Origin of the sequence: Streptomyces sp. NPDC001194 (assembly GCF_042896985.1) — a bacterium.
In the GTDB taxonomy this organism is placed as follows: Bacteria; Actinomycetota; Actinomycetes; order Streptomycetales; family Streptomycetaceae; genus Streptomyces.
The window spans coordinates 112,329-137,295 of record NZ_JBIAXU010000002.1 but is presented as its reverse complement, the minus strand read 5'-3'; the positions used below and the strand labels follow the sequence as shown (position 1 = coordinate 137,295).

Genomic DNA, 24,967 nt, shown 5'->3' with positions numbered 1-24,967 from the left:
TCAGCAGGCACCGAAGGAACAAACGGAAGGATCCCGCCCCCTGTTGGGGACGGGATCCTGATTGTGGAGCTAAGGAGAATTGAACTCCTGACCTCCTGCATGCCATGCAGGCGCTCTACCAACTGAGCTATAGCCCCGCTCTCCGCCGCGCTCCCCCCGTTTCCGGTGTTCCGCGCTGCGAACAAGAAGAACTCTAGCCTGTGACCAGCCGGAAAGTGAAATCCGGGTGGGAGCCGCCCTGAGGCGGGCTCAGTCGTCGTCGCCGAGCACCGGTTCCGGCAGCGTGCCGGCGTTGTGCTCCATCAGACGCCAGCCGCGCGCGCCCTCACCGAGGACGGACCAGCAGCAGTTGGAGAGCCCGCCCAGGCCCTCCCAGTCGTACGCGTCCAGGCCCAGCAGCCGGCCGATCGTCGTACGGATGGTGCCGCCGTGGCTGACCACGACGAGCGTGCCGCCGTCCGGCAGCCGGTCGGCGTGCTCGAGCACCACCGGCGCCGCCCGGTCGGCGACCTCGGTCTCCAGCTCGCCGCCGCCGCGGCGGACCGGTTCGCCGCGCTTCCACGCCGCGTACTGCTCGCCGTACTTCTCGATGATCTCTTCGTGCGTGAGGCCCTGCCACTCACCGGCGTACGTCTCGCGCAGCGCGGCGTCGTGCGTCACGGGCAGGCCCGTGACGGCGGCCAGCTCGGCGGCCGTGGCGGAGGCCCGCCGCAGGTCCGAGGCCACGATGGCGGCCGGCTTCAGCGAGGCGAGCAGCCGGGCGGCGCGGCGCGCCTGCGCCACACCCGTCTCGGTCAGCTCGATGTCCGTGGAGCCCTGGAAGCGGCGCTCCAGGTTCCACGAGGTCTGGCCGTGCCGCCAGAGAACGATCTTCCGGCCCGTCGTGCGGGTGGGGGTCGCGCTCAGAACAGATCACCGTCCAGGTCCTCGTCGCCCGCCGCCTCGCGCAGCTTGGCGTGCTCCTCCGCCTTGCCCTTGGTGAGCTTGGCGTCCTCGGGCAGCTCGATCTCGGGGCAGTCCTTCCACAGGCGCTCCAGCGCGTAGAAGACCCGCTCCTCGCTGTGCTGCACGTGGACGACGATGTCGATGTAGTCGAGCAGGATCCAGCGGGCGTCGCGGTCGCCCTCGCGGCGCACCGGCTTGGCGCCGAGCTCCTTGAGGAGGCGCTCCTCGATCTCGTCGACGATCGACTTGACCTGGCGGTCGTTGGGCGCCGAGGCGAGCAGGAAGGCGTCGGTGATCGACAGCACGTCGCTGACGTCGTACGCGATGATGTCGTGCGCGAGCCGGTCGGCCGCGGCCTGGGCGGCGGCGGTGATGAGCTCGATGGAGCGGTCCGTGGCGGTCACTGGCCATGCTTTCGGGTTGGCGGGCAGATCCATACAAGGGTCTCATGTACCGCCGACCGCGCCCGCGCGCAGCGTCGCGCGCGGGCCGGGGCATCGCCCGAGGGCCTGGTCGGGCCCGGTCCAAGGGCTGGTCAGGACGGTTTGTAGTCCTTGCCGAGGGTCACCACGATGTCGGCGTTCACGGCGTTCTCGCCCTTCTTCACCACGGTCTCCGGCAGGCCCAGGGTCTTGGCCACGTCGACCGCCTTCGCCCGCTGCGCGTCGTCCTGGTACGTGATCTGCGTGGTGGGCAGGGTCTTGTCGGCCTTGCCGCCGTCCACGAAGGTGTAGCCGCCGTTCAGCAGCGTCGCCTTGGCCGCGACCTGCGTCTTCTCGTCGCCGGTGGCGTCCTTGAGGCCGACGCGCGGTGCGGCTCCGGCCTGGGCGGCGGTGAAGCTGCCGCCGAGCACTTCCTTGACGACGTTCTTGTTGGCGTCGTCGCTGAGCGTGCCGTCGGGCTTCACCGCGAGGACGTCCGTGCGGTACGCGCCCTCCTTGGCGTGCTCGCCGAGCTTGGCCAGCAGGGCGCCGAGGGTCTGGGCGTTCAGGGAGGGGTCGAGGATCTGGCCCATGCTCTCGACGGTGACGGTCGCCGACTTCGCGTCTCCGGGAACCTTGCGCAGCACTGCGTGGAGCACCTTGCCGAACCGGTCCAGCTGCTTGGCCTCCGGCTCGCCCTGACCGCGGTACGTGGCGTACGCGACGGCCATCGCACCGCTGAGGTGCTGCTTCGGCCCCTGGCCCACGGCCGGGATCTTGGCGGCGTCGTCGGCCGGGACCGCGACGTCGGTGTCGGCCTCGATGCCGCCGACCAGCTCGACCAGGTTCTCCAGGAAGGGGGTGTCCAGGCGCCAGGTGCCGCCGATGTGGGTGCCGAGCACCGAGTCGAGGGAGTCCTTGACGCCCACGCCGCCCTCCTCGACCGCCTTGCCGAGGGCCGTGCCGGTGCCGTCGTCCTTCGCGACGCCCAGCGTGTTCGGCAGCAGGACGGTGGCGCCCTTCTTGGTGGTGACGTTGTCGACGAGCAGCGCCGTGGAGGTGCCGCCCTTCTTGGTGTTGTGCAGGTGGACGACGATCATGTCCCGCTTCTGCGGTCCGGCGGCGGCCGCCGCGCCCTTCTTCTGGCCGGGCCCGTCGAGGAACGGCAGCTTGCCCGCGTACCAGAGGTAGCCGGCGCCCGCGACGACGAAGAGGGCGAGGACGACGATCAGGGCGACCACGCGGTTGCGGCCGCGGCGGCGGGCCTCCTCGCGGCGCTCGGTGCGGCTCTCGGTGAACTTGAGCCAGTCGATGACGTCCTCGGAGTCCTCGTCCGGCTGGTCGATGAAGGCGAACTGCTCGGTGCGGTAGTCCGGGTCGGACGGCCCGCCCTCGGACCGGCGCGGTTCGGGGACGCGGTCGGGGCGCGGCGGCTCCGGCTCGGCCGCGGGGGCCGGGGCGGGAGCGGGGGGCTCGGGGGCGACGGGCTCGGGGGCGGCCTGCTGCGGGATCCACTGCGGGGCCTGCTGCGTGTCGTACCCGTGGCCGGGGGCCTGGGGGTACTCCTGCTGCCCGTACGCGGGGGCGGCCGGCTGCTGCGGCTGCTGGTAGTACGCCTGCTGCTGCCGCGCGTAGCCCTGGGGGTCGTAGCCGTACTGCTGCTGCTCGTAGCCCTGGTCGTACTGCTGGTCGTACTGCTGCCCGGGGGCGGGCTGCGCGGGCACCTGGCCGTACACCGGCCGCCCGTACGGGTCGTAGCCGATGAGCTGCTGCTCCTGGGCGGCATACGGGTCGTACGGATCCTGTCGGTCGTTCACCGCGGGGCCCCTTTCTCCGGAAGCTCAGGCTCCCCGGTACAGCTCACGCTTGTCGATGTAGCGCACCACACCGTCGGGCACCAAATACCAGACAGGATCCCCCTGGGCGACCCTGGTGCGGCAGTCCGTGGACGAAATCGCCAGCGCGGGCACCTGCACGAGCGAGACGCCGTCCTCGGGGAGCCCGTCGTCGGTGAGCACGTGGCCCGGCCGGGTGACGCCGATGAAGTGGGCGAGCGAGAAGAGCTCGTCGGCGTTGCGCCAGGTCAGGATCTGGGCGAGGGCGTCGGCACCGGTGATGAAGAAGAGGTCGGCGTCTTCGTTGAGGGCGCTCAGATCACGCAGGGTGTCGATGGTGTACGTCGGCCCGCCGCGGTCGATGTCGATGCGGCTCACCGAGAACTGGGGGTTCGAGGCCGTCGCGATGACCGTCATCAGATAGCGGTCCTCGGCGGGGGACACGGCGCGCTGCGACTTCTGCCACGGCTGGCCGGTCGGTACGAACACCACCTCGTCGAGGTGGAACAGGGCGGCCACTTCACTGGCGGCCACCAGGTGTCCGTGGTGGATCGGGTCGAATGTCCCGCCCATCACGCCGAGCCGGCGCTTGACCGGGCCGGTAGGCATCTCCTGCTCTCCCATGAGCGCAGAGCCTACTGGCCCGGCGGAGCGGTGCGGACCCGCGATCGAGCGCGTGCGCGACGACGGGTTCAGCGGTCGCGGTTGAGGCGCGTGGTCACCCAGAGCATCAGGAGCAGGATGAACAGCGCGCCGCCGCCGGTCAGGTACGGGTTCAGGCTGTCGTGGTTGCCGCCGTGCTGCTCGGCGCCCTCCGACGCGAGAACGACCAGGTTGTGGGCGGTGGAGGAGAGGCTCATCAGGCAGATACCTATCGAGTCGGGGAGCGAGCGGAGACTTCGCTCACATCGTATGCGGGGGCCTGGGGCACGCTCACGCCGACTCAGGCGTTGGAGAGGATAGACGCAGGAGCACGCAGGCCGATCAAGGGGGAGGGCGTTATGACGGAGACCGGGTTCGAGAAGGTGCCGGCGAGGAACCGCAGGAGGTTCCCCGGCATCTCCTCGCGGGCGTACGAGCACCCGGCGGACCGCTCGGCGCTGGTGGCGCTGCGCAAGCTGAGCGGGTTCGACACCGTGTTCAAGGCCCTGAGCGGGCTGCTTCCGGAGCGCAGCCTGCGGCTGCTGTTCCTGTCGGAGTCGGTCCGGGTGGGCGAGACGCAGTTCCCGCACCTGCACGAGATGCTCCGCGACGCCTGTTACATCCTGGACCTGGAGAAGGTCCCGCAGATGTACGTGCAGCAGGACCCGAAGCCGAACGCGATGTGCATCGGACTGGACGAGCCGATCATCGTGGTGACGACGGGCCTGGTCGAGCTGCTCGACGAGGAGGAGATGCGGGCGGTCGTGGGCCACGAGGTGGGCCACGCGCTGTCGGGGCACGCGGTGTACCGCACGATCCTGCTGTTCCTGACGGGTCTGGCGCTGAAGGTGGCATGGATCCCGCTGGGCAATGTGGCGATCATGGCGCTGGTGACCGCGCTGCGCGAGTGGTTCCGCAAGTCGGAGCTGTCGGCCGACCGGGCCGGGCTGCTGGTCGGGCAGGACGTGAACGCCTCGATGCGCGGCCTGATGAAGATCGCGGGCGGCAACCACCTCCACGAGATGAACGTGGACTCCTTCCTGGCCCAGGCCGAGGAGTACGAGGCGAGCGGCGATCTGCGCGACTCCGTGCTGAAGATCCTCAACGTGCTGCCGCGGACCCATCCCTTCACCACCGTGCGGGCGGCCGAGCTGAAGAAGTGGTCCCAGAACCGGGACTACCAGCGGATCATGGACGGCCACTACCCGCGGCGCGAGGAGGACAAGGACACCTCGGTGTCGGACTCCTTCCGGGAGTCGGCCTCGCACTACGCGGAGTCGGTGCGCAGCAGCAAGGACCCCCTGTTCAAGCTGGTCGGGGACATCGCGGGCGGGGCGGCCGACGTCGGCGGCAAGCTGCGCGACAAGTTCACCGGCGCGGCCGGCGGCGGCTCGGGCGCTGCCGGCGGGGCGAAGGGCGGGGCTACGGAGCAGGGCTGACGGGCGCCTCCCCGGCGGGCGTGGGCTCCGCCAGTACGCCGCACAGCCCGGCGGTGCGCCTCGGAGTGCCGCTGGCGTACGGATCGCTCGCGGCCGGGCCGACCGTGGTCGGTCCGGCCCCGGCCAGGACCGGGCGGAAGCCTTCGGCGGGGTCGGTGGAGCAGTCCTGCGGCCCGGCCATGACGTAGGCGGTGACCAGCTCGGCCCGGCGGGCCGTGAGGTCCTCCCGGTCGAAGCGCAGCTTCAGCTCCCGCCGGACGGTGAAGAGCGAGGCGCCGTCGGCGGCGGCCGGGGATCCGGTGGCGGGGCGCACGGCGTACACGAAGGTGTGGTCGGTGATCACTTCGAGGACGTCGGCGGAGACCTCGTCGACGGCGAGGGTGCCGCTGACCCGGACCCGGGTGTCGGCCACGACGGCCGTGCCCGGGTCGAAGCGGACCAGCCAGCCGGTGACGGCGTGCCGACCGTCTCCGGAGGGCGTGGTCATGCTGCGGTCGAACTGGTCCGTCTGGTCGGGGTCGAGCAGGACCCGCACGGGCCGGGTGGCGGCCCCGGCCAGCACGTCGGGGTCCAGCGAGGACTGCACCAGGTAGTCCTTGGCGATGGACAGCGCGGTGATGACCTGCCCCTCGGTGAAGTGCTGGGTGCGGCGCGCGCCGGGCAGGTTGATCCCCGCCGCCCCGACGCGGTAGTCGGCCGCCGGGCTCTTCGCGTACAGGTCCACGGGCCGCCCGCCGGGCACGGCGGTGGCGGGCGCGAGCGGTACGACCGTGCTGGTCAGCGGCTCGGCGCGGCCGGTGGCCGGGGGCAGGGCCGGGTTGCTCAGGCCCATGTAGACCGCCATGGCGAAGGCCACGGCGATGAGCAGCACGAGCAGCATGCCCTGACGGGCGCCGCGGCCCGGGGTGCCGGTCCGGGGCCGGGAGGAGCCGCCGCCGGACCACATGGACCGGCTGCGTACGGCCCGTGCGTGTTCGCCCATGCGCTCCTGGGCGGAGAACTCCTGGAGCCGGGCAGCCCGGACGAAGTCCTCGTCGAACACCACCGACCGGTACTCGTCCGACCGGAACTCCTCGTCGCCCCCGCCGATGCCCTCGGGGGTGCCGTCGGGTGGATCTCCTGGCACGGCCATTGCTTCTCCCCGCTGTCCCCGCTTCAGAGAAGCCCCCGGCTGCGGTGAACGCAAGCGGGGTCGTACCTTCAGGGTTGGCGGCCGACGGGGTACGTAAACGCTCCGGCGCCGGTGACTTCGGTGAGCGGGGTGGTGGCGGGCGCCGGCGCGTGGTCGGCGTCGCTGGACGCGCTGCGGTAGACGGCGCTGAAGGCCAGGGCGACCATGCCGAGGCCCATCACGACGGCGAGCACCCAGGCGACCGGGCGCAGCCAGGGCGAGCGGCCCCGGTAGGGCCGCAGGGCGCCGCCGTAGGCCCCGTACGGGCCTTCCGCGTAGCCGGGGCGGTGGTCCCAGCCGGGTTCGTCGAGGCCGTACCCCTCGGGGCGGCCGTAGCCGTAGCCGTCGTAGTCGTCGTCGGAGGTCCAGCCGCCGGCCACGGCGCGGGCGGCTTCCGCCTCCGCGCGCGCCCGGTCCGCGGCGCGCTGGCGCTCCGCGGCGCTCGGCTCATGGATCTCGGCGCTCCGGACGAAGTCCTCGTCGAACACCACGGAGGCGAAGTCCTGATCCGCGCCTCCGCGGTCGTCGTTGTCGGGGTCCCCTTCGTCCGGGAACTTGCCCCCCACGTCGTCCGGCACGGGACCAGCCTAGACCGGGGGGACCGCTTTGGGCAGGGTGTGCGCCGAATTCCGGCCACCCGGTGTACGGGGTCCGACTACCGGACGTGACCGTCGCCGGTGACGATGTACTTGGTGGAGGTCAGCTCGGGAAGGCCCATCGGGCCCCGGGCGTGCAGCTTCTGGGTGGAGATCCCGATCTCGGCTCCGAAGCCGAACTGGCCACCGTCGGTGAACCGGGTGGACGCGTTCACGGCGACCGTGGTCGAGTCGACCAGCTGGGTGAAGCGGCGGGCGGCGGCCTGCGAGGTGGTGACGATCGCCTCGGTGTGGCCGGAGGTCCAGCGGCGGATGTGGGCGACGGCGTCGTCGAGGGAGTCGACGACCCCGGCGGCGATGTCGTACGAGAGGTACTCGGCGGCCCAGTCCTCGTCGGTGGCGGGCAGCGCGGTGGCCTTGGAGTGCTCGGCGGCCGCGAGGACCCGGTCGTCGCCGTGGACGGTGACGCCCGCCTCGGCGAGGGCGTCGAGGGCGCGCGGCAGGAACGCGTCGGCGATGTCGCGGTGGACGAGGAGGGTCTCGGCGGAGTTGCAGACCGAGGGCCGCTGCGCCTTGGAGTTGACGAGGATGTCCACGGCCATGTCGAGGTCGGCCTGGGCGTCCACGTAGACGTGGCAGTTGCCGGTACCGGTCTCGATGACCGGGACGATGGACTCCTCGACGACGGTCTTGATGAGGGAGGCACCGCCGCGCGGGATGAGGACGTCGACGAGGCCGCGGGCGCGCATCAGCTCGCGGACGGAGTCGCGGGACTCTCCGGGGACGAGCTGGATCGCGTCGGCGGGGAGGCCGGCCCCGGCGATGGCGTCGCGGAGGATGGCGACGAGGGCCGTGTTGGAGGCGTAGGCGGAGGAGCTGCCGCGCAGCAGGACCGCGTTGCCGGACTTGAGGCACAGGGCGGCGGCGTCGACGGTGACGTTGGGGCGGGCCTCGTAGATGATGCCGACGACGCCGAGCGGGACGCGGATCTGCCGGAGGTCGATCCCGTTGGGGAGGGTCGAGCCGCGGACGACCTCGCCGACGGGGTCGGGGAGGGCGGCGACGTCCCGGACGTCGGAGGCGATGGCCGCGACGCGGTCGGGGGTGAGGGTGAGGCGGTCGATGACGGTCTCGCTGGTGCCGGCTTCACGGGCCTTGGCGATGTCCACCGCGTTGGCCTCGACGATCTCGGCCGTACGGGCCACCAGCGCGTCCGCGATGGCCAGCAGCGCGGTGTCCTTGGCGGACCGCGGGAGGGGGGCGATGGCCGCGGCGGCGGTGCGGGCCGCTTGCGCGGTGGCGATCACGGGCGAGGCGGGGGCGTCGAGCGAGGTCATGCCGCCCAGGGTAGTCCCCGGCCCCGCCCGGGCCGACGGCTTTCCACCCCGCGAGACGCCCCGCCCCGGCACCGGGCCACCGCGCCCCGCGGCGCAGGGGCATCCGCCGGATCCCGGGCGGTGACACCACCCGCGGAGCGTCAATAAGGGTGCACGCCCACCGGATGTGCCGGGGGTGGGCCGTAGCCCTCTGCCACTCGGAGGTGGTACGTCGCGCGGTCGATGACCTCGAGGCCGACGATCTCCCACGGCGGGAGCTGCGCCGAGGAGCGGTGCTCGCCCCACAGGCGCAGGGCGACGGCCGCGGCGTCGTGGAGGTCGCGGGCCTCCTCCCAGTACCGGATCTCCGCGTGGTCGTCGGCGTACCGGCTGGTCAGCAGGAAGGGGTGGTCGTGCGCCAGCTGTTCCAGCCCGCGCCGGACCTCCGACAGCGGCGCCGGCTTGCCGGAGACGCTCAGGGTGACGTGCCACAGACGGGAGGCTTCGACCTGCTCGCCGTCCCCGCCGCCGCTGATGCTGGTCAGCGCTCGTCTCACCAGCCCGCCTCCTGTCTGCGCCATCCCTGTCCGCCCTTCACAGTTGACCAGTCCCCGGCCCGCCGCGCGGCGGTTTTACCGAACCTCAGCCCTCCAGCAGGACCAGATCGTCGCGGTGTACGACCTCGCGCTCGTACGCCGGGCCGAGTTCCTTCGCCAGCTCCCTGGTGGAGCGGCCCAGCAGCTGCGGGAGTTCCTTGGCGTCGAAGTTGACCAGCCCGCGGGCCACGGCGCGGCCGTCGGGCCCGCGCAGTTCCACCGGGTCTCCGGCGACGAAGTCGCCCTCGACGGCCGCGATCCCCGCGGGCAGCAGGGAGCTGCCGCGTTCGGTCACCGCGCGTACGGCTCCCTCGTCGAGGACCAGGTGTCCCTGCGGGGTCGAGGCGTGCTGGAGCCACAGCAGCCGGTCCGCCGAGCGCCGGCCCGTGGCGTGGAAGTGCGTACCGGTGAGGCGGCCCGCCAGGGCGTCGGCCGCCTGGCTGGCGGAGGTGAGGACGACGGGGATGCCGGCCGCGGCCGCGATCCGGGCCGCCTCGACCTTGGTGACCATGCCGCCGGTGCCGACGCCCGCCTTGCCGGCGCTGCCGATCGACACGTGAGCGATGTCCTCGGGGCCGCGCACCTCGTCGATGCGGGTGGTGCCGGGCAGTGACGGATCGCCGTCGTAGAGGCCGTCGACGTCGGACAGGAGAACGAGGAGGTCGGCGCGGACCAGGTGGGCGACGAGGGCCGCGAGCCGGTCGTTGTCGCCGAAGCGGATCTCGTCGGTGGCGACGGTGTCGTTCTCGTTGACCACCGGCAGGGCGCCCATGGCCAGGAGCTGGTCCAGGGTCCGGTACGCGTTGCGGTAGTGGGCCCGGCGGCTGGTGTCGTCGCTGGTCAGCAGCACCTGCCCGACGCGGACCCCGTACCGGGCGAAGGAGGCGGTGTACCGGGCGACCAGCAGCCCCTGCCCGACGCTGGCGGCGGCCTGCTGGCGGGCCAGGTCGGTGGGGCGGCGGCGCAGGCCGAGCGGGGAGAGTCCGGCGGCGATGGCTCCGCTGGAGACGAGGACGATCTCCTTCTCCCCGCCGCTGCGCGCCTTGGCCAGTACGTCGACCAGGGCGTCCACCCGGTCGGCGTCGAGTCCGCCCGCCGCGGTGGTCAGGGAGGAGGATCCGACCTTGACCACGATCCTGCGGGCGTCCACGACACCTTGCCTAGCCGCTGACACGTCTGTCCCCTTGCCCCTTGCCGGTACATCTGCCACCTCAATCTACGGGGTGCCGCGGCGCGCCCGCGCAGGGGTTTCAGCCGGTGGACTCAGGCCCCGGTGCCGCTGCGGGCCGGCTCCGGGTCCTTCGCCGCGGCGGCCGCGCCCGGGACGAGGATCTTGCGCGAGAGCAGGTACGTGAAGGGGATGGCCACGACCGCGGCGACCAGCGGGGCGATCCGGGTGTCGAGCCCGGCCCAGGTCACGAGGGCGTAGAGCCCCGCGGACTGGATCACGTAGTTCGTGATGTTCGTCAGCGGGAAGAGCAGGAACTTCTTCCAGGTGGGCTTGGTCCGGTAGGTGAAGTAGGTGTTCAGGAAGAACGAGCCGACCATCGCCAGGAGGAAGGCGAGGGTGTAGGCCAGGAAGTACGGCATCCACGGGTGCAGCAGCAGGTAGATGACGAAGAAGGTGCCGGTGTTGACGGCGCCGACGAGGCCGAAGCGGAGGATCTGGCCGAGCTGGCTGCGCACGGTTCAGCGCACCTCCCGCTCGGCGGAGACCGTCGGGCGCGCGGCGGACAGGCCGCCGCGCTCGCGGGCGCCGGTGTGGACCTCGGCGGCGTCGGGCCGGGCCTGCGGGTCCGCGCCGTGGGCCTCCTTCACCAGGAAGTGCGGGCGGCGCTTGGTCTCGTAGTAGATGCGGCCGATGTACTCGCCGATCAGACCCAGCATGATCATCTGGACGCCGCCGATACCGGTGATGATCGCGACGAGGGTGACGTATCCGGGTGCGTCGATGCCGTTGGTCATCGCGCTGATGGCGACGTACACGGCGTACAGGACGGTCAGCGCCACCAGCGACACGCCCGCCCAGATCCCGATCCGCAGCGGCCGGTTGTTGAAGGAGATCAGCCCGTCCATGGCGTAGTTCAGCAGGGAGCCGAACTTCCACTTCGTCTCGCCGGCCTCGCGCTGGGCGTTGCGGTAGTCGAAGTGGACGGTGTCGAAGCCGATCCAGGAGAAGAGGCCCTTGGAGAAGCGGTTGTACTCGGGCAGGGACAGCAGCGCGTCCACGGCCGGCCGGGACAGCAGGCGGAAGTCGCCGACGCCGTCGGTGAGCTCCACGTCGACCCAGCGGTTGACGCCGCGGTAGTAGAGGCGGCTGAGGGCGGAGCGGACCTTCTTGTCGCCTTCGCGGGTGCGGCGGGCGATGATCTGGTCATGGCCCTGGCGGTAGTAGTCGAGCATCGTGGCGATGAGCTCCGGCGGGTGCTGGAGATCGGCGTCCATGATCACGACGGCGTCGCCGGTGGCCTCGCGCAGGCCGGCGAGCATGCCCGCCTCCTTGCCGAAGTTGCGGCTGAAGGAGACGTACCGGGTCCTGTCCCCGTGCTCGGCTGCGATCTTCCGGAGCTTGGCGAGGGTGCCGTCGCGGCTGCCGTCGTCGACGTAGCAGACCTCGTACTCGACCGGCAGGGAGTCCAGGACCCTGCGGATCTCCAGGTCGAAGCTGTCGATCACGGCTTCTTCGTTGTAGCAAGGGACTACTACGGACAGCTTCGTCATGAACACTTCCTGCTGGGTCCGAACGGGTGATTGTCGGCGACCGGACCCGCCACACACCTCTTCCTTAGAAGTATGCACGCCGGGGGTCGGCCTGCCGGATCCGAGCGCGGCACACGGTAGCTTTGACGGGTTAAGCGGAATGGAACAAAGGGATCGAGGTGCACGTGCCTGACGTCTCCGTGGTCGTCATCGTCTACAACGACGCAGAGCGTCTGCCGACAGCCGTCCAGTCGGTTTTGGACCAGACCCTGCACGGGGTCGAAGTCGTGATCGTCGACGACTGCAGCAAGGACCGGTCGTACGCGGTCGCGCAGGAGCTCGAGGCCGCGCACCCGGGGAGGGTGCGCGCCTTCCGGCTGCCGGAGAACAGCGGCGGCTGCGGTGCCCCGCGCAACCACGGCATCCGGCAGGCCACCGGCACGTACGTCATGTTCCTGGACAGCGACGACGTCCTCGAACGGAACGCCTGCCGGAACATGCTGGCCGCGGCCGAGCGGACCGGTTCCGACCTGGTCTCCGGCATGTGCGTGCGCGTCCACCTCGACAACAGGTGGGGCAAGACCACCGAGTGGTACCCCTGGATCTACTCGCGCACCCGCACGCTGGAGTCGATCACCGAGGACCCGGACCTGCTGGTCTACGACACCCTCTCCACGAACAAGTGCTACCGGCGCGCGTTCCTGCTGGAGCAGGGCCTGGAGTTCCCGGTCGGCATCCACTACGAGGACCTGCTCTTCTCGGCGCAGGCCTACGTCGCCGCCCGCCGCATCACGCTGATCCCGAACCACGTGTACTACTGGAACGTGGTCGAGAAGGCCTCGGCGAAGTCGATCAGCAACCGGCGCCACGAGATCGCGAACTTCGTCCACCGGATGGAGATCCACCGCCGCGTCGACGAGCTGCTGGCCGCCAAGGGGCACACGGACATCAAGTCCGCGAAGGACGCCAAGTTCCTCAAGCACGACCTGGTGCTGCACCTGCGCGACCTGCCGCTGCTGAGCGACGAGTACCGCCAGGAGTTCGCCCGCCTCGCCAACGGCTACCTCGCGGGGATCGACCCGGCCGCGTACGAGAACGTCACGTACCTCCAGGCGATCTGCGCGTACCTGCTGGGCAAGGAGGACTGGGACAACCTGCTCCCGGCCGCCGACGCGATGACCAACAAGGGCCGGCTGACCTCCCCGCTCGCCGAGCGCGACGGCCGCGTCTACTGGTGTGCGGAGCACGTCGACGGCCCCGACGGCGACGAGGCCCGGCGGATACTGGACGTCACCGAGCAGGCCTTCCACACCACCCCGCTCACCTCCCTCGCCCTGGGCGACCGGCTCACCTCCTACGAGGACGACGGCCGGGGCACCGTGACGATGTCCGGCTCCGTCGTGAACCCGCTGGGCCGGATCCCGGCCGACGCGCAGCTGTCGGCCACCCTGGAGTTCCGGGCCCGCCGGCAGATCGGCGTGCGGTCGTTCAGCTTCCCGGTGGCAACCGTGCGGCACGCCGGTGACACGATCGAGTGGACCGCCACGGCCGACGTCGCCGGCACCGTCCGCCCGCTCGGCATCATCGACGCCGTCTGGGACGTCCGCCTGAAACTGAACGCGGGCGGCACCCGGCTCACCACCCGCGTCTCCGTCGGCGGGGTCGACCTGGAGTCGGCGGCCCGCCTGCGGGTGCGCCCGCGGCTGACCCGGCTGGTCTCGGACCGCTTCGCACCGGAGGTCACCAAGAAGGGGAACCTCTCCTACGTCCTGACCGCCGAGGGCGCCGCCGCCGTCCGCACGCAGACGCTGATCAGCAGCGCGATGCACGGCAAGGCCGCCGGCGTGGTCAAGCGGGGCCTGCGCAAGGCGCTGCGGGCCCGGCGCAACCTCGGCTCGGGCGAGCAGAAGGTGAAGGTCTACCACGAGGTCTTCTCGAAGCTGCCGATCAAGAAGGGCACGGTCGTCTTCGAGAGCCACATGGGCAAGCAGTACAGCGACAGCCCGAAGGCGATCTACGAGGAGATGGTCCGCCAGGGCGTCCCGTTCGAGGCGATCTGGTCGTACGCGGGCGGCAAGCCCACCGGCTTCCCCAAGGACGCCACCCTGGTGCGCCGGTGGAGCTGGCAGTACCTGCGCGCGCTGGCTCAGGCCGAGTTCTGGGTCGACAACCAGGGCTTCCCCCTGGCCCTGACCAAGCGCGAGGGAACCACGTACATCCAGACCTGGCACGGATCCGCGCTCAAGCGCATGGGCTTCCACGAGCCCCGCACCAAGGCGCAGGGCAAGGCCGGCCAGGACCGGTTCCAGGCGGCCGTCAACCGCTTCGACCACTTCCTGATCCGCTCCGAGCACGACGCCCGCACCCTCGCCAAGGGCTTCCGGCTGCGCGACGAGGTGCTGCTGCGCACCGGCTACCCGCGCAACGACGCCCTGGTCGAGGCGCACCGCGCCGAGACGCAGAGCGGGGAGCGGGTGCGCGGGCCGCTCGCGGCCGAGCTGGGCATCGACCCGCAGAAGAAGGTGCTCCTGTACGCGCCGACCTTCCGGGCGAACGCGGACGGCGCGGTGGAGGGCTTCGAGTTCCCCTTCGACGTGGAGGAGTTCGCCGAGCGCCTCGGCGACCGCTTCACGCTGCTGGTGCGCACGCACTACCTCAACAGCGTCTCGCTGCCGCCGTCGGTCGCGGGCCGGGTCATCGACGTGTCCCGGCACCACGACATCACCCCGCTGCTGGCGCTCGCCGACGGTCTGATCACCGACTACTCGTCCGTGATGTTCGACTACTCGGTCCTGGACCGGCCGATGCTGTTCTTCGCGTACGACTACGAGAAGTACGCGACCGACATCCGCGGCACGTACTTCGACCTGAAGGAGAAGGCGCCCGGTCCGGTGGTGGCCACGGCCGACGAACTCCTCCAGGCGCTGGCCGCCTTCGACGAGGCGGACGCCAAGTACGCCGAGGCGCGGCAGCGTTTCCTCACCGAGTTCGGCGAGTACGACCGCGGGGACGCCGCCCGCCAGATCGTCGAGAAGTTCTTCACCGGGAGCGGCAAGTGAGCCGGGACATCTTCATCGTCTCCAACAGCGTCGACGAGCTCGGCGGCGTGACGACCTGGTCGCACCAGATGGCCGGGCTGCTCACCGGCCGCGGGCACCGGGTGCACATCGTCGGCATCGCCCCGGTCGCCGAGGAGATCCGGCAGAAGCTGCCGCAGGACCTGCCGTACGCGATGACCACCCTGTACGACGCACACCCGCCGGGGGCCCGCCGCCTGCGCGGGATCAAGGGCAGGCTCAACGCCCCCGAGCGGCGCCGCCAGGCGGCCCGGCGGGCGATGATGCGGGCCAAGGCCGAGACACTGAACGAGCTCTTCCGCGCGGCCGGCCCCGGGGCCGTCGTGATCGTCACGCAGGTCTGGGCGATGGAGTGGGTGGCGCTCGCCGACACCAAGGGGCTCAGCGTCATCGGCATGAGCCACGAGTCGTTCGAGGCCAGCCAGAAGTCCACCCGCGGCGATCGGGTCCGCCGCCACTACCGGGAGGTCGACCGGCTGCTGGTGCTGACCCCGGAGGACGCGGACCTGTGGATCCGGGCCGGCATGGAGAACGTGGGCAGCATGCCGAACCCGCTGCCGTTCATGCCGCAGTCCCCGGCGCCGCGCACGGAGAAGGTCGTCGCCAGTGTCGGCCGCCTCGCCTTCGAGAAGGGCGTGGACCTGCTGCTCGACGCGTGGGCCGACGCCGCACCGCACCACCCCGACTGGGTCCTGCGGATCTACGGGGCGGGCGTCGAGGAGCCGGCGCTGCGGGCGCACGCCGCCGGGCTCGGGCTGACCGACTCCGTGGAGTGGATGGGCAGCACCGACGACGTGCTGGGCGCGCTGCGCGGGGCCTCGGTGTTCGCGCAGGCCTCGCGGGCCGAGGGCTTCCCGATCACGCTGCTGGAGGCGATGGCCGCGGGCGTGCCGGCGGCCGCGTTCGACTGCGCGCCGGGCGTGCGGGAGATCGTGGCGCACGGCGAGGACGGGCTGCTGGCCCGGCTGGGCAACACGATGGAGCTGGCCGGGCACCTCGACGTGCTGATGTCGGACCGCGCACTGCGCGACCGGCTCGGCGACAACGCCTTCCGCAACGTGCAGCGGTACTCCAGCGCCGAGATCACCGACCGCTGGGAAGAGCTGTTCACGTTCCTGGAGCGCTGATCGCAGCACCGGCCGGCCTCACCGCGAAGCCGCCCGCCCCGGATGCGTTCCGGGGCGGGCGGCTTCGTGGTGTTCGACGCGGTGTACGGGCTCAGCGCGCGACGTGCGGCAGCTCGCCCTTGCGGTTGGCCTCCCAGCCCGCCCAGGCCGAGGTGATCATCTCGCGGACGTCGTGCTTGGCCTTCCAGCCGAGCTCCGCCGCGATCTTGTCGGCCGAGGCCACGACCTTCGCCGGGTCACCGGGGCGCCGCGGGACGACGACGGGCTCGTAGGAGTGCCCGGTGCCCTCGTTCAGCAGCTGTGCCATCTCCCGTACGGAGACGCCCTCGCCGCGGCCGATGTTGACGGTGAGGTCCTTGTACTCCCCGGTCGCGCCCCACTCGACGAGCTTGCGGGCGGCCACCACGTGGGCCTCGGCGAGGTCCTCGACGTGGATGTAGTCGCGGATGCAGGTTCCGTCGGGGGTCGCGTAGTCGTCGCCGAAGATGCGGGCGCCCTCGCCCTTGTCGAACCGCTCGAAGACCATCGGCACCAGGTTGAAGACCCCGGTGTCCGCGAGCTCGGGGGCGGCCGCGCCCGCCACGTTGAAGTAGCGGAGGCAGGCGGTGGAGATGCCGTGCGCCTTGCCGGCGGCGCGGACCAGCCACTCGCCGGCCAGCTTCGTCTCGCCGTACGGGCTCAGCGGCGCGCACGGGGTCTCCTCGGTGACGAGCTCCACGTCGGGCATGCCGTACACGGAGGCGGAGGAGGAGAACAGGAAGTTGCGGACGCCGGCCGCGGCCACCGCGCCCAGCAGGACCTGGAGGCCCTGCACGTTCTCGTGGTAGTAGAACAGCGGCTTCTCGACGGACTCGCCGACCTGCTTCTTGCCCGCCAGGTGCACCACACCGGTGATCTTGTAGCGCCGGATGGTCTCGTCCAGGTTCAGCCGGTCCAGGACCGTGCCGATCACCAGCGGGACGCCCTCCGGGACGCGGTCCTCGTTGCCCGTGGAGAGGTCGTCGTAGACGACGACGCTCTCACCTGCGGCGACCATCGCGCGGACGACGTGGGAGCCGATGTAGCCGGCGCCACCAGTGATCAGAAAAGTCATGCGTATCTCCCTGGGGTCCCCGGAGCTGTTCCGGAGTCCTGTCCGAAATCTCGGGCGACCTCGCGGTCGCCGGCTGTCTTCACTCCGCTCCGCGGCCTGCCCGGGCCCGGTGGAGGCGGTTGCGTACGAGGCTCAGTGCGCCCGCGGCGCCCGGCGCGAGCCGCAGGGCCAGTGATCCCCCGCCCGTACGGAACGGCTGCGCCAGCAGAACACCGTACCTGCTGCTCGGCAGGGCCCGGCGGCGCAGGAGGTCGTCGAGGGGGCGCGGAGAGGTGAGCAGGGAGCTCCCGTCGGCGAACTCCACGCCCACCTGGACGCCCCACGACTGCATGCCGCGGCGGCCCTGGCGGCGGCCCGCGGAGGCCACCGCGGTGAGCCGGAACGGCAGTTCGGCGGTCCAGCCGTCGCCGTCGGCGGCGGGGCTCAGCTCCACCGGCCGGTCCTGCACGGGCCTCCCGCCCGCCCGCGGCACGAAGCTCAGCCGGGCGGTGCGCGGTCCGGCTTCGGCGAGGCGCCCGTACAGCTCGCGCACCCGGATCCGGAGCCGGCCCGCGCCGACCGGTTCGGCGTCGATGCTGACGGGCAGTGCGGCCACCGGCAGCGCGGCCAGCCCGTCCAGGACCACCGGGAGCTGCGCGCTCCACACGGGCCGCCCGTCCGGGCCGGTCGCGTACGGGGGCAGCAGCCGGGGCGGCTCGGCGGCGAAGCGGGTGAGCCGCTCGACGTCGGCGGGCGGGGTCTCGGTGGCCCGCAGCAGCCGCACGACCCAGCGGGCGTGCGCCCCGGCGGCCTCCACGGCGGCCTCGTCGAACCCGGCGACGTAGTCGCGGGTCAGCGTCCACCAGGCGGCCTGGTACTCGGGGTCCTTGCCGAGCTCGCGCAGGTACATGCGCAGGTCGTACTCCAGGAACTTCACCTGGCAGGCGAGGCCCAGCTCCGCGGAGGAGTCGGTGATGATCCGCAGGGCCGTGCGGTGGGCCTCGATCCGGGAGCGCCAGTTGCCGACGTCCTTGCGGTCCAGGGAGATCGACACCCGGGCGGCATCGCGGCGCACGTGCCAGACGTAGACGAGGTCGCCGATGACGGCGATGCGCGGGGCGGCGGCCAGGACGCGCGCGGTGAAGACGAAGTCCTCGTAGACGAACCGGCCGTCCGGGAAGCGGATCGCGTGCTTGTCCAGGAAGGCCCGCTCGTACAGCTTGTTGACGCAGAGGGTGTCCCGGACCAGCTCGGGCCGGTCGGCGGGCCGCTCGATCACGTCGCCCGCGGTGTACAGCCCGGGCATCCAGGGCACGTCGTGGTACTGCGGCAGCTCACGGCGTACGCACGCGCCGACGGTCACCGGCGCGCGGTGCTCCTCCGCGGCGCGCACGAGGGCGTCGGCCGCCCCCGGGGGCAGCACGTCGTCGCTGTCGAGGAAGAGGACGTACGGGGAACTCGCGGCCGCGATCCCGTCGTTGCGCGGGGTACCGCAGCCGCCGCTGTTCTCCGTCCGGTGCACCACCTTCAGGCGGGGATGGACGGCGGCCAGCTCGTCCAGCACCCGCGCGGTGCCGTCGGCCGAGGCGTCGTTCACGGCGATCACCTCGGCGACGACCGGGCCCTGGGCGAGTGCCGAGGAAACGGCCTCGCCCACGAGCACGGCGTCGTTGTACGCGATCACCACGACGGAAACGCTGGGAGTGTTGGTGCTGCTCACCCAGTGGATCCTAGGCGACGGGGGTAAACATCACTTCAACCCCGCCGTCCGGGTCCGAAGAACGGCAAATCAGCAGATCAGAAGGGCCGGAACTCGTCGTACTCCTTCTGAGCCGAGTCCCCGCGCTGGGCTTCCTTCTCCTTGCGGCGGGTGGTGGCCGGACGCGGGGCGTCCAGACGGTGGTCCTCGCCGCGGCGGCCCAGCATCTCGGCGCCGGCCATGACGGTCGGCTCCCAGTCGAAGACGACCGCGTTCTCGTCGGAGCCGATGGCGACGCCGTCGCCGGCGCGGGCGCCGGCCTTCTTCAGCGCGTCCTCGACACCGAGGCGGTTGAGGCGGTCGGCCAGGTAGCCCACGGCCTCGTCGTTGTTGAAGTCGGTCTGGCGGACCCAGCGCTCCGGCTTCTCGCCGCGCACCGTGTAGACGTCCTCGACCTCGTCGTACGTGACGGTGAAGCCGGCGTCGTCCACGGCCTTCGGGCGGATGACGATGCGGGTCGCCTCCTGCTTCGGCTTGCGGGCGCGCGCCTTGGCGATGCCCTCGGCGAGGAAGTAGGAGAGCTCCTTGAGGCCCGTGCGGGCGACGGCGGAGACCTCGAAGACCTTGTAGCCGCGGGCCTCCAGGTCCGGGCGGACCATGTCGGCGAGCTCCTGGCCGTCGGGGATGTCGACCTTGTTGAGGACGACCAGGCGCGGGCGCTTCTCCAGGCCGCCGCCGTAGAGCTTGAGCTCCTCCTCGATGACGTCGAGGTCGGCGATCGGGTCGCGGTCGGACTCCAGGGTGGCGGTGTCCAGGACGTGCACGAGCACCGAGCAGCGCTCGACGTGGCGCAGGAACTCCAGGCCGAGGCCCTTGCCCTGGCTGGCGCCCGGGATGAGGCCCGGGACGTCGGCGATCGTGTAGACGGTCGAGCCGGCCGTGACGACGCCCAGGTTCGGGACGAGGGTGGTGAAGGGGTAGTCCGCGATCTTCGGCTTGGCGGAGGAGAGCACCGAGATCAGCGAGGACTTGCCGGCGCTCGGGAAGCCGACGAGGGCCACGTCGGCGACGGTCTTGAGCTCCAGGACGATGTCGCCGGTGGCGCCGGGGACGCCGAGGAGGGCGAAGCCGGGGGCCTTGCGGCGGGCGGAGGACAGCGCGGCGTTGCCGAGGCCGCCGCGGCCGCCCTCGGCGGCCACGAACGTGGTGCCCTGGCCGACGAGGTCGGCGAGGACGTTGCCCTCCTTGTCGAGGACGACGGTGCCGTCCGGCACGGGCAGGACCAGGTCCTGGCCGTCCTTGCCGGAGCGGTTGCCGCCCTCGCCGGGCTTGCCGTTGGTGGCCTTGCGGTGGGGGCTGTGGTGGTAGTCCAGCAGGGTGGTGATCGCCTGCTCCACCACCAGGATGACGTCGCCGCCACGGCCGCCGTTTCCGCCGTCGGGGCCGCCGAGCGGCTTGAACTTCTCCCGGTGAACGGAGGCGCAGCCGTGGCCCCCGTTACCCGCGGCGACATGCAGCTCGACGCGGTCCACGAAGGTGGTCATGGTTGTTCCTCCAGATACATACGGGAATGTCCCGGGCAGGCCTAGCTGCCCATTAAAACGTGGTCTGTATGACAACGCACCGAGGGCGGACCTCTCTTCCCGGCTCGCGCCGGGAAGAGCTGAGATCCGCCCTCGGGAAGTTACGTACCGCTGATCAGCAGGAGCTGGATCAGGCGGCCGGAACGATGTTGACGACCTTGCGGCCGCGGTGGGTGCCGAACTCGACGGCACCGGCCTGCAGCGCGAACAGCGTGTCGTCGCCGCCACGGCCCACACCCGAACCCGGGTGGAAGTGGGTGCCGCGCTGGCGGACGAGGATCTCACCAGCGGAGACGACCTGACCGCCGAAGCGCTTCACGCCGAGCCGCTGAGCGTTGGAATCGCGCCCGTTCCGGGTGGACGATGCGCCCTTCTTGTGTGCCATGTCTCAGTCCCTCTTACTTCGCAGCCGTGGGGATACCGGTGACCTTGATCGCCGTGTACTGCTGGCGGTGACCCTGGCGACGGCGGTAGCCGGTCTTGTTCTTGTAGCGCAGGATGTCGATCTTGGCGCCCTTGTGGTGGTCCACGATCTCGGCCTGGACCTTGATCCCGGCCAGCACCCACGGGTCGCTGGTCACGGCGTCGCCGTCGACAACGAGCAGGGTCGAGAGCTCGACCGTGTCGCCAACCTTGGCAGTGGAAATCTTGTCAACCTCAACGATGTCACCAACAGCAACCTTGTGCTGGCGACCACCGCTGCGCACGATGGCGTACACGCGGATCTCTCTCTCACTCGGGACGGATGCTCCTGAAGCCAGCCGCTCAGGCAGCCCCCTCTTGCGGGGGGACCGAACTGATCCGGATTGGACGAGCGGCCTCTCCTGCGGGCGATGCCCGGCGGAGGAAGGTGCTCAGGAGCGCGACGCGCACTAGACGTAATCATCTAGGACATGCCGACGGTCTAGGTTACGGGGCCGGTTCCGGAGGGTCAAACCGGGCCCTGTGCAGGCCGTGGGCCCCGCCTCCGGGCGGGGTCCACGGCCGTGCGGCGGATCAGGCTTCGTCGGCCGGGGCCGAGACGGAGGGCAGCGACTGCTGTTCGGCCGCCGCGGTCTTCTTCGTCGCCCGCTTCGCCACGGTCTTCTTGGCCGTCGCCTTCTTCGCGACGGTCTTCTTGGCGGCCGTCGTCTTCTTGGCGGCGGTGGCCTTCTTCGCCGGGGCCTTCTTGGCGGCCGTCTTGCGGACCGCCTTCTTGGCCGGCTTCTCGGCCTCGACGGCCTCCGCTTCCTCGGCCGGGGCCGGGGTGGCCTCGGGCTCGGCGGCGGGGGTCTCGACGACCACCACGGCGGCCTCCGCCGCGCCGGCCGGGGAGCCGGCGGGTGCGGTGGCCTTACGGGTGGCACGGCGACGCGGACGGGCCGGTGCGGCCTCGGCCACGGGGGCCTCCTCGACCGGCGCCTCGGCCACCGGGGCCGCCACGACGGGCTCGGGCTCCGGGGCGGCCTCCACGACCGGCTCCGGCTCGGCCGGGGCCTCGGCCACCGGGGCCGGGGCCGTGGCCTTGCGGGTGGCGCGGCGACGGGTACGGCCCTTGGGCGCGGCCTCGACCGTCTCGGCGGCCTCGGCGGCCTCCGCGACGACCTCGGCGGCCGGCTCCAGCACCGTGTCGGCCGGCTCGGTCACCGGGGCGGCCTCGGCGACCGGCTCGACGACGGGCTCGGCCACCGGCTCGGCCACGGGGGCCGGCGCCGGGGCGGCCGCACCGCGCGGGGCACCCGCCGGGGCGGTCGCCTTGCGGGTGGCACGGCGGCGGTTGCGGCGGCCGCTCAGGCCGGCCGCGGCCTCCGCCTCCGCCGGGCTGCCGTAGAGCTCCTCGTCCGCGACGAACGCCGGCTCGGGCAGCGCCACCGGCGCCGCGAGCTCGGCGGCCACCTCGGCCTCGGTCTCGGTCTCGGCTTCGAGGACCTCGACGGTCTCGACACCCTCGATCTCGTGGTCGTGCTCGTGGCCACGGCCGCCGCGACGCTTGGCGCGCTTGCCGTTGCCACCGCCGCCGACCGCGGTCGGCGTCTCCATGTGCACGATCACACCGCGTCCGTTGCAGTGGACACAGGTCTCGGAGAAGGACTCCAGCAGGCCCTGGCCCACCCGCTTGCGGGTCATCTGGACCAGGCCCAGCGAGGTCACCTCGGCGACCTGGTGCTTCGTACGGTCGCGGCCCAGGCACTCCAGCATCCGCCGCAGGACCAGATCGCGGTTGGACTCCAGGACCATGTCGATGAAGTCGATGACGACGATGCCGCCGAGGTCGCGCAGGCGCAGCTGGCGCACGATCTCCTCGGCCGCCTCCAGGTTGTTCCTGGTGACGGTCTCTTCGAGGTTGCCGCCCTGACCGGTGAACTTGCCGGTGTTGACGTCGATGACGATCATCGCCTCGGTCTTGTCGATCACGAGGGAACCGCCCGAGGGCAGCCACACCTTGCGGTCGAGCGCCTTGGCGAGCTGCTCGTCGATCCGGTACGTCGCGAAGACGTCGACCTCGGAGGTCCAGCGCGACAGCCGGTCGGCCAGGTCCGGGGCCACGTGGTTCACGTAGCCGTGGATGGTCTCCCAGGCGGTGTCACCGCTGACGATGACCTTCGAGAAGTCCTCGTTGAAGATGTCGCGCACGACGCGGACCGTCATGTCCGGCTCGCCGTACAGCAGGCTCGGCGAAGAGGTCGAGATCTGCTTCGACTTCTTCTGGATGTCCTCCCACTGGGCCTGCAGACGCTCGACGTCGCGGCGCAGCTCGTCCTCGCTCGCGCCCTCGGCGGCGGTGCGCACGATGACGCCCGCGTCCTCGGGGACGATCTTCTTGAGGATGGTCTTCAGACGCGCGCGCTCGGTGTCGGGCAGCTTGCGGCTGATGCCGGTCATCGAGCCCTCGGGCACGTAGACCAGGTAGCGGCCGGGCAGCGAGACCTGGCTGGTCAGGCGGGCGCCCTTGTGGCCGATCGGGTCCTTGGTGACCTGCACCAGGACCGACTGGCCGGACTTCAGGGCGGACTCGATGCGGCGCGGCCCGTTGGCCATGCCGAGCGCCTCGAAGTTGACCTCGCCGGCGTACAGGACGGCGTTGCGGCCCTTGCCGATGTCGATGAAGGCGGCCTCCATCGACGGCAGCACGTTCTGGACCTTGCCCAGGTAGACGTTGCCGACGTACGAGGTGGCTTCTTCCTTGTTGACGTAGTGCTCGACGAGCACGTTGTCCTCGAGGACGCCGATCTGGGTGCGCTCGCCGGCCTGGCGGACGACCATGACGCGCTCGACGGCCTCGCGGCGGGCCAGGAACTCGGCCTCGGTGATGATCGGGACGCGGCGGCGGCCCTGCTCGCGGCCCTCGCGGCGGCGCTGCTTCTTCGCCTCCAGACGGGTCGAGCCCTTGATGGACTGCACCTCGTCGGACGGCTCGGCCTTCTCGCGGGCCGGACGCGGCTCGCGGACCTTGACGACGGTGCGTACGCCGTCGTCCTCGCCCGCTTCGCCCTCGGCGCCGGAGTCACCGCTGCGGCGGCGACGGCGACGGCGGCGACGGCTGGAGCTGGAGCCCAGGGCGCCGGTCTCCTCGTCGTCCTCGGCCTCTTCCTCTTCCGCCTCCTGCTCGGCGGCCTCGGCTTCGGCCTCGTCCTCGGAGGACTCGTCCAGGTCGGCGGACTCACCGCGGCGGCGGCGACGGCCACCGCGACGGCGGCGGCGGGACGGGCGCTCGCCCGTCTCGTCGCCCTCTTCGAACTCGGCGGCCTCTTCGTCGAGCTCGGCGGCCTCGGCCTCGTCCTCCACGCGCTCCACGTCGGCCAGGGAGACCGGCGCGGACTCGGCGACCGGGGCGGCCTCGACCGCACCGCGGCCACGGCGACGGCGGCGGCCGGCCGGCTGGGCGGCGGGGGCCTGGACGACCTCGGCCTCGGCTTCGAGCTCTTCCTCTTCCTCAACCTCTTCCGCCTCGGCGGCCGCGGCGGCGGCCGCTGCGGCCATGGCGGCGGTCTCCGGGGTCTGGAACATCGGCTCGGCGAAGACCGGCGCCTGGAACACGGCGACGGCGGGGCGCACGGCGCGGCGGCCACGGGCCGGGGCGGCGGGCTCCTCGGCGGCGGGCTGCGCCGGCGCGGCGGCCGGAGCGGCCGGGGCGGCGGACGCGGCGGAGCGGGTGGCGCGGCGGCGGCCGCCGCGCTTCGGGGAGTCCACGGCGTCGGCGACGGTGACGGTGGCCTTCGCCGCGGGCGCCTCGGCGGCCTCGACGACGACCTCGGCGGCAGCCGGGGCCTCGGGGGCGGTGACGGCGCGGGTGGCACGGCGGCGGGCACGCGGGGCCGGAGCGGCGGGCTCCTCGACGACCGGAGCAGCAGCCGGAGCGGCAGCCTCGACGGCCTCGACGACGACCTCGGCGGCAGCCGGGGTCTCCGGGGCGGTGACGGCGCGAGTGGCGCGACGGCGGGCACGCGGGGCCGGAGCGGCGGGCTCCTCGACGACCGGAGCAGCAGCCGGAGCGGCAGCCTCGACGACGACCTCGGCGGCAGCCGGGGTCTCCGGGGCGGCCACGGCGCGGGTCGCACGGCGGCGGGCACGGGCCGGAGCGGCGGCCGGAGCGGCCTCCTCGGCGGCGGGGGCGGCCGGAGCGGCCTCCGTCACGGCGGCGGCCGGGGCCTCGGGGGCGGCCACGGCGCGGGTGGCGCGACGGCGGGCACGCGGGGCCGGAGCGGCGGGCTCCTCGACGACCGGAGCAGCAGCCGGAGCGGCAGCCTCGACGACGACCTCGGCGGCA

The 24,967-nt window shown here is 72.0% G+C and carries 21 protein-coding genes and 1 tRNA gene; 3 read left to right on the top strand and 19 right to left on the bottom strand.

Translation table 11 applies throughout. The features are described from left to right. Window positions 1-64: 64 nt before the first annotated feature. The 6 genes from ACFY1T_RS05320 to ACFY1T_RS05295 form a co-directional block, all read right to left on the bottom strand. Window positions 65-137 (bottom strand) — tRNA-Ala (locus ACFY1T_RS05320). Window positions 138-249: 112 nt separating this feature from the next. Then, window positions 250-906 carry a histidine phosphatase family protein gene (locus ACFY1T_RS05315; RefSeq protein WP_390787422.1) on the bottom strand — a complete coding sequence of 219 codons (657 nt, stop codon included), beginning with the start codon at window positions 904-906 and terminating at the stop codon, window positions 250-252. Beyond that, window positions 903-1,349 carry a ribosome silencing factor gene (rsfS, locus tag ACFY1T_RS05310; RefSeq protein ID WP_030159316.1) on the bottom strand — a complete coding sequence of 149 codons (447 nt, stop codon included), beginning with the start codon at window positions 1,347-1,349 and terminating at the stop codon, window positions 903-905. The genes ACFY1T_RS05315 and rsfS overlap by 4 nt, the downstream gene beginning before the upstream one ends. A gap of 131 nt (window positions 1,350-1,480) precedes the next feature. Further along, window positions 1,481-3,184, bottom strand: a complete 1,704-nt coding sequence (locus ACFY1T_RS05305) for an LCP family protein (RefSeq protein ID WP_390787053.1) — start codon at window positions 3,182-3,184, stop codon at window positions 1,481-1,483. Window positions 3,185-3,208: 24 nt separating this feature from the next. Next, on the bottom strand, window positions 3,209-3,826 hold the full coding sequence (gene nadD, locus ACFY1T_RS05300) for a nicotinate-nucleotide adenylyltransferase (RefSeq protein WP_030862415.1): 618 nt from the start codon (window positions 3,824-3,826) through the stop codon (window positions 3,209-3,211). 68 nt (window positions 3,827-3,894) lie between these two features. Beyond that, window positions 3,895-4,062: a hypothetical protein gene (locus tag ACFY1T_RS05295; protein ID WP_037836848.1), complete on the bottom strand. Its 168-nt coding sequence runs from the start codon at window positions 4,060-4,062 to the stop codon at window positions 3,895-3,897. 141 nt (window positions 4,063-4,203) lie between these two features. On the opposite strand from ACFY1T_RS05295, the gene ACFY1T_RS05290 reads away from it, so the two are divergent. After that, on the top strand, window positions 4,204-5,283 hold the full coding sequence (locus tag ACFY1T_RS05290) for a M48 family metallopeptidase (protein WP_390787052.1): 1,080 nt from the start codon (window positions 4,204-4,206) through the stop codon (window positions 5,281-5,283). Here ACFY1T_RS05290 and ACFY1T_RS05285 read toward each other — a convergent pair. The 7 genes from ACFY1T_RS05285 to ACFY1T_RS05255 all read right to left on the bottom strand — a co-directional run bounded on the left by ACFY1T_RS05285 (window position 5,267) and on the right by ACFY1T_RS05255 (window position 11,683). Continuing rightward, entirely contained in the window at window positions 5,267-6,415 is a 1,149-nt protein-coding gene (locus tag ACFY1T_RS05285) for a hypothetical protein (RefSeq protein ID WP_390787051.1), read from the bottom strand. The two genes, ACFY1T_RS05290 and ACFY1T_RS05285, sit on opposite strands and share 17 nt — an antisense overlap. A gap of 68 nt (window positions 6,416-6,483) precedes the next feature. Beyond that, window positions 6,484-7,032, bottom strand: coding sequence for a hypothetical protein (locus tag ACFY1T_RS05280; protein ID WP_390787050.1), 549 nt, complete (start codon window positions 7,030-7,032; stop codon window positions 6,484-6,486). Window positions 7,033-7,109: 77 nt separating this feature from the next. After that, on the bottom strand, window positions 7,110-8,387 hold the full coding sequence (locus ACFY1T_RS05275) for a glutamate-5-semialdehyde dehydrogenase (protein ID WP_030862406.1): 1,278 nt from the start codon (window positions 8,385-8,387) through the stop codon (window positions 7,110-7,112). Between the two features lie 140 nt (window positions 8,388-8,527). Further along, window positions 8,528-8,947 (bottom strand): hypothetical protein, encoded by a 420-nt coding sequence (locus tag ACFY1T_RS05270; RefSeq protein WP_372481466.1) that lies wholly within the window; start codon window positions 8,945-8,947, stop codon window positions 8,528-8,530. A 61-nt stretch (window positions 8,948-9,008) separates the two neighbouring features. After that, window positions 9,009-10,136: a glutamate 5-kinase gene (gene proB / locus ACFY1T_RS05265; protein WP_053689029.1), complete on the bottom strand. Its 1,128-nt coding sequence runs from the start codon at window positions 10,134-10,136 to the stop codon at window positions 9,009-9,011. 89 nt (window positions 10,137-10,225) lie between these two features. Beyond that, entirely contained in the window at window positions 10,226-10,648 is a 423-nt protein-coding gene (locus ACFY1T_RS05260; protein WP_390787049.1) for a GtrA family protein, read from the bottom strand. A gap of 3 nt (window positions 10,649-10,651) precedes the next feature. Continuing rightward, window positions 10,652-11,683, bottom strand: coding sequence for a glycosyltransferase family 2 protein (locus ACFY1T_RS05255; RefSeq protein WP_390787048.1), 1,032 nt, complete (start codon window positions 11,681-11,683; stop codon window positions 10,652-10,654). A 158-nt stretch (window positions 11,684-11,841) separates the two neighbouring features. Here ACFY1T_RS05255 and ACFY1T_RS05250 point away from each other — a divergent pair, with 158 nt between their 5' ends. Together ACFY1T_RS05250 and ACFY1T_RS05245 are read left to right on the top strand one after the other, a co-directional pair. Next, a complete protein-coding gene (locus tag ACFY1T_RS05250; protein ID WP_390787047.1) occupies window positions 11,842-14,721 on the top strand; it encodes a CDP-glycerol glycerophosphotransferase family protein in 2,880 nt (959 codons plus the stop codon). Then, on the top strand, window positions 14,718-15,866 hold the full coding sequence (locus tag ACFY1T_RS05245) for a glycosyltransferase (RefSeq protein ID WP_390787046.1): 1,149 nt from the start codon (window positions 14,718-14,720) through the stop codon (window positions 15,864-15,866). The genes ACFY1T_RS05250 and ACFY1T_RS05245 overlap by 4 nt, the downstream gene beginning before the upstream one ends. Before the next feature lie 91 nt (window positions 15,867-15,957). Here ACFY1T_RS05245 and galE read toward each other — a convergent pair whose 3' ends face one another. From galE to ACFY1T_RS05215, 6 genes are all read right to left on the bottom strand, one after another. Continuing rightward, window positions 15,958-16,959 carry a UDP-glucose 4-epimerase GalE gene (galE, locus tag ACFY1T_RS05240; RefSeq protein WP_390787045.1) on the bottom strand — a complete coding sequence of 334 codons (1,002 nt, stop codon included), beginning with the start codon at window positions 16,957-16,959 and terminating at the stop codon, window positions 15,958-15,960. A 79-nt stretch (window positions 16,960-17,038) separates the two neighbouring features. Continuing rightward, window positions 17,039-18,658 carry a glycosyltransferase family 2 protein gene (locus ACFY1T_RS05235; RefSeq protein WP_390787044.1) on the bottom strand — a complete coding sequence of 540 codons (1,620 nt, stop codon included), beginning with the start codon at window positions 18,656-18,658 and terminating at the stop codon, window positions 17,039-17,041. Window positions 18,659-18,735: 77 nt separating this feature from the next. Beyond that, on the bottom strand, window positions 18,736-20,181 hold the full coding sequence (gene obgE / locus ACFY1T_RS05230; protein WP_390787043.1) for a GTPase ObgE: 1,446 nt from the start codon (window positions 20,179-20,181) through the stop codon (window positions 18,736-18,738). A 169-nt stretch (window positions 20,182-20,350) separates the two neighbouring features. Beyond that, window positions 20,351-20,605: a 50S ribosomal protein L27 gene (rpmA, locus tag ACFY1T_RS05225; protein WP_048480572.1), complete on the bottom strand. Its 255-nt coding sequence runs from the start codon at window positions 20,603-20,605 to the stop codon at window positions 20,351-20,353. A gap of 13 nt (window positions 20,606-20,618) precedes the next feature. Continuing rightward, complete coding sequence (gene rplU / locus ACFY1T_RS05220) at window positions 20,619-20,939, bottom strand: 50S ribosomal protein L21 (protein ID WP_030159347.1); 321 nt, start codon at window positions 20,937-20,939, stop codon at window positions 20,619-20,621. Between the two features lie 277 nt (window positions 20,940-21,216). Then, window positions 21,217-24,967, bottom strand: a 3,751-nt coding sequence (locus ACFY1T_RS05215; protein WP_390787421.1) for a ribonuclease E/G, incomplete at its 5' end; no start/stop codon positions are given.

What these genes read in the sequence shown, in the direction of transcription:
- nadD (WP_030862415.1), bottom strand. Translation starts at nt 3,826, where the DNA reads ATGGGAGAGCAGGAGATGCCTACCGGCCCGGTCAAGCGCCGGCTCGGC.
- ACFY1T_RS05295 (WP_037836848.1), bottom strand. Translation starts at nt 4,062, where the DNA reads ATGAGCCTCTCCTCCACCGCCCACAACCTGGTCGTTCTCGCGTCGGAG.
- ACFY1T_RS05290 (WP_390787052.1), top strand. Translation starts at nt 4,204, where the DNA reads ATGACGGAGACCGGGTTCGAGAAGGTGCCGGCGAGGAACCGCAGGAGG.
- ACFY1T_RS05285 (WP_390787051.1), bottom strand. Translation starts at nt 6,415, where the DNA reads ATGGCCGTGCCAGGAGATCCACCCGACGGCACCCCCGAGGGCATCGGC.
- ACFY1T_RS05275 (WP_030862406.1), bottom strand. Translation starts at nt 8,387, where the DNA reads ATGACCTCGCTCGACGCCCCCGCCTCGCCCGTGATCGCCACCGCGCAA.
- ACFY1T_RS05270 (WP_372481466.1), bottom strand. Translation starts at nt 8,947, where the DNA reads ATGGCGCAGACAGGAGGCGGGCTGGTGAGACGAGCGCTGACCAGCATC.
- ACFY1T_RS05255 (WP_390787048.1), bottom strand. Translation starts at nt 11,683, where the DNA reads ATGACGAAGCTGTCCGTAGTAGTCCCTTGCTACAACGAAGAAGCCGTG.
- galE (WP_390787045.1), bottom strand. Translation starts at nt 16,959, where the DNA reads ATGACTTTTCTGATCACTGGTGGCGCCGGCTACATCGGCTCCCACGTC.
- obgE (WP_390787043.1), bottom strand. Translation starts at nt 20,181, where the DNA reads ATGACCACCTTCGTGGACCGCGTCGAGCTGCATGTCGCCGCGGGTAAC.
- rpmA (WP_048480572.1), bottom strand. Translation starts at nt 20,605, where the DNA reads ATGGCACACAAGAAGGGCGCATCGTCCACCCGGAACGGGCGCGATTCC.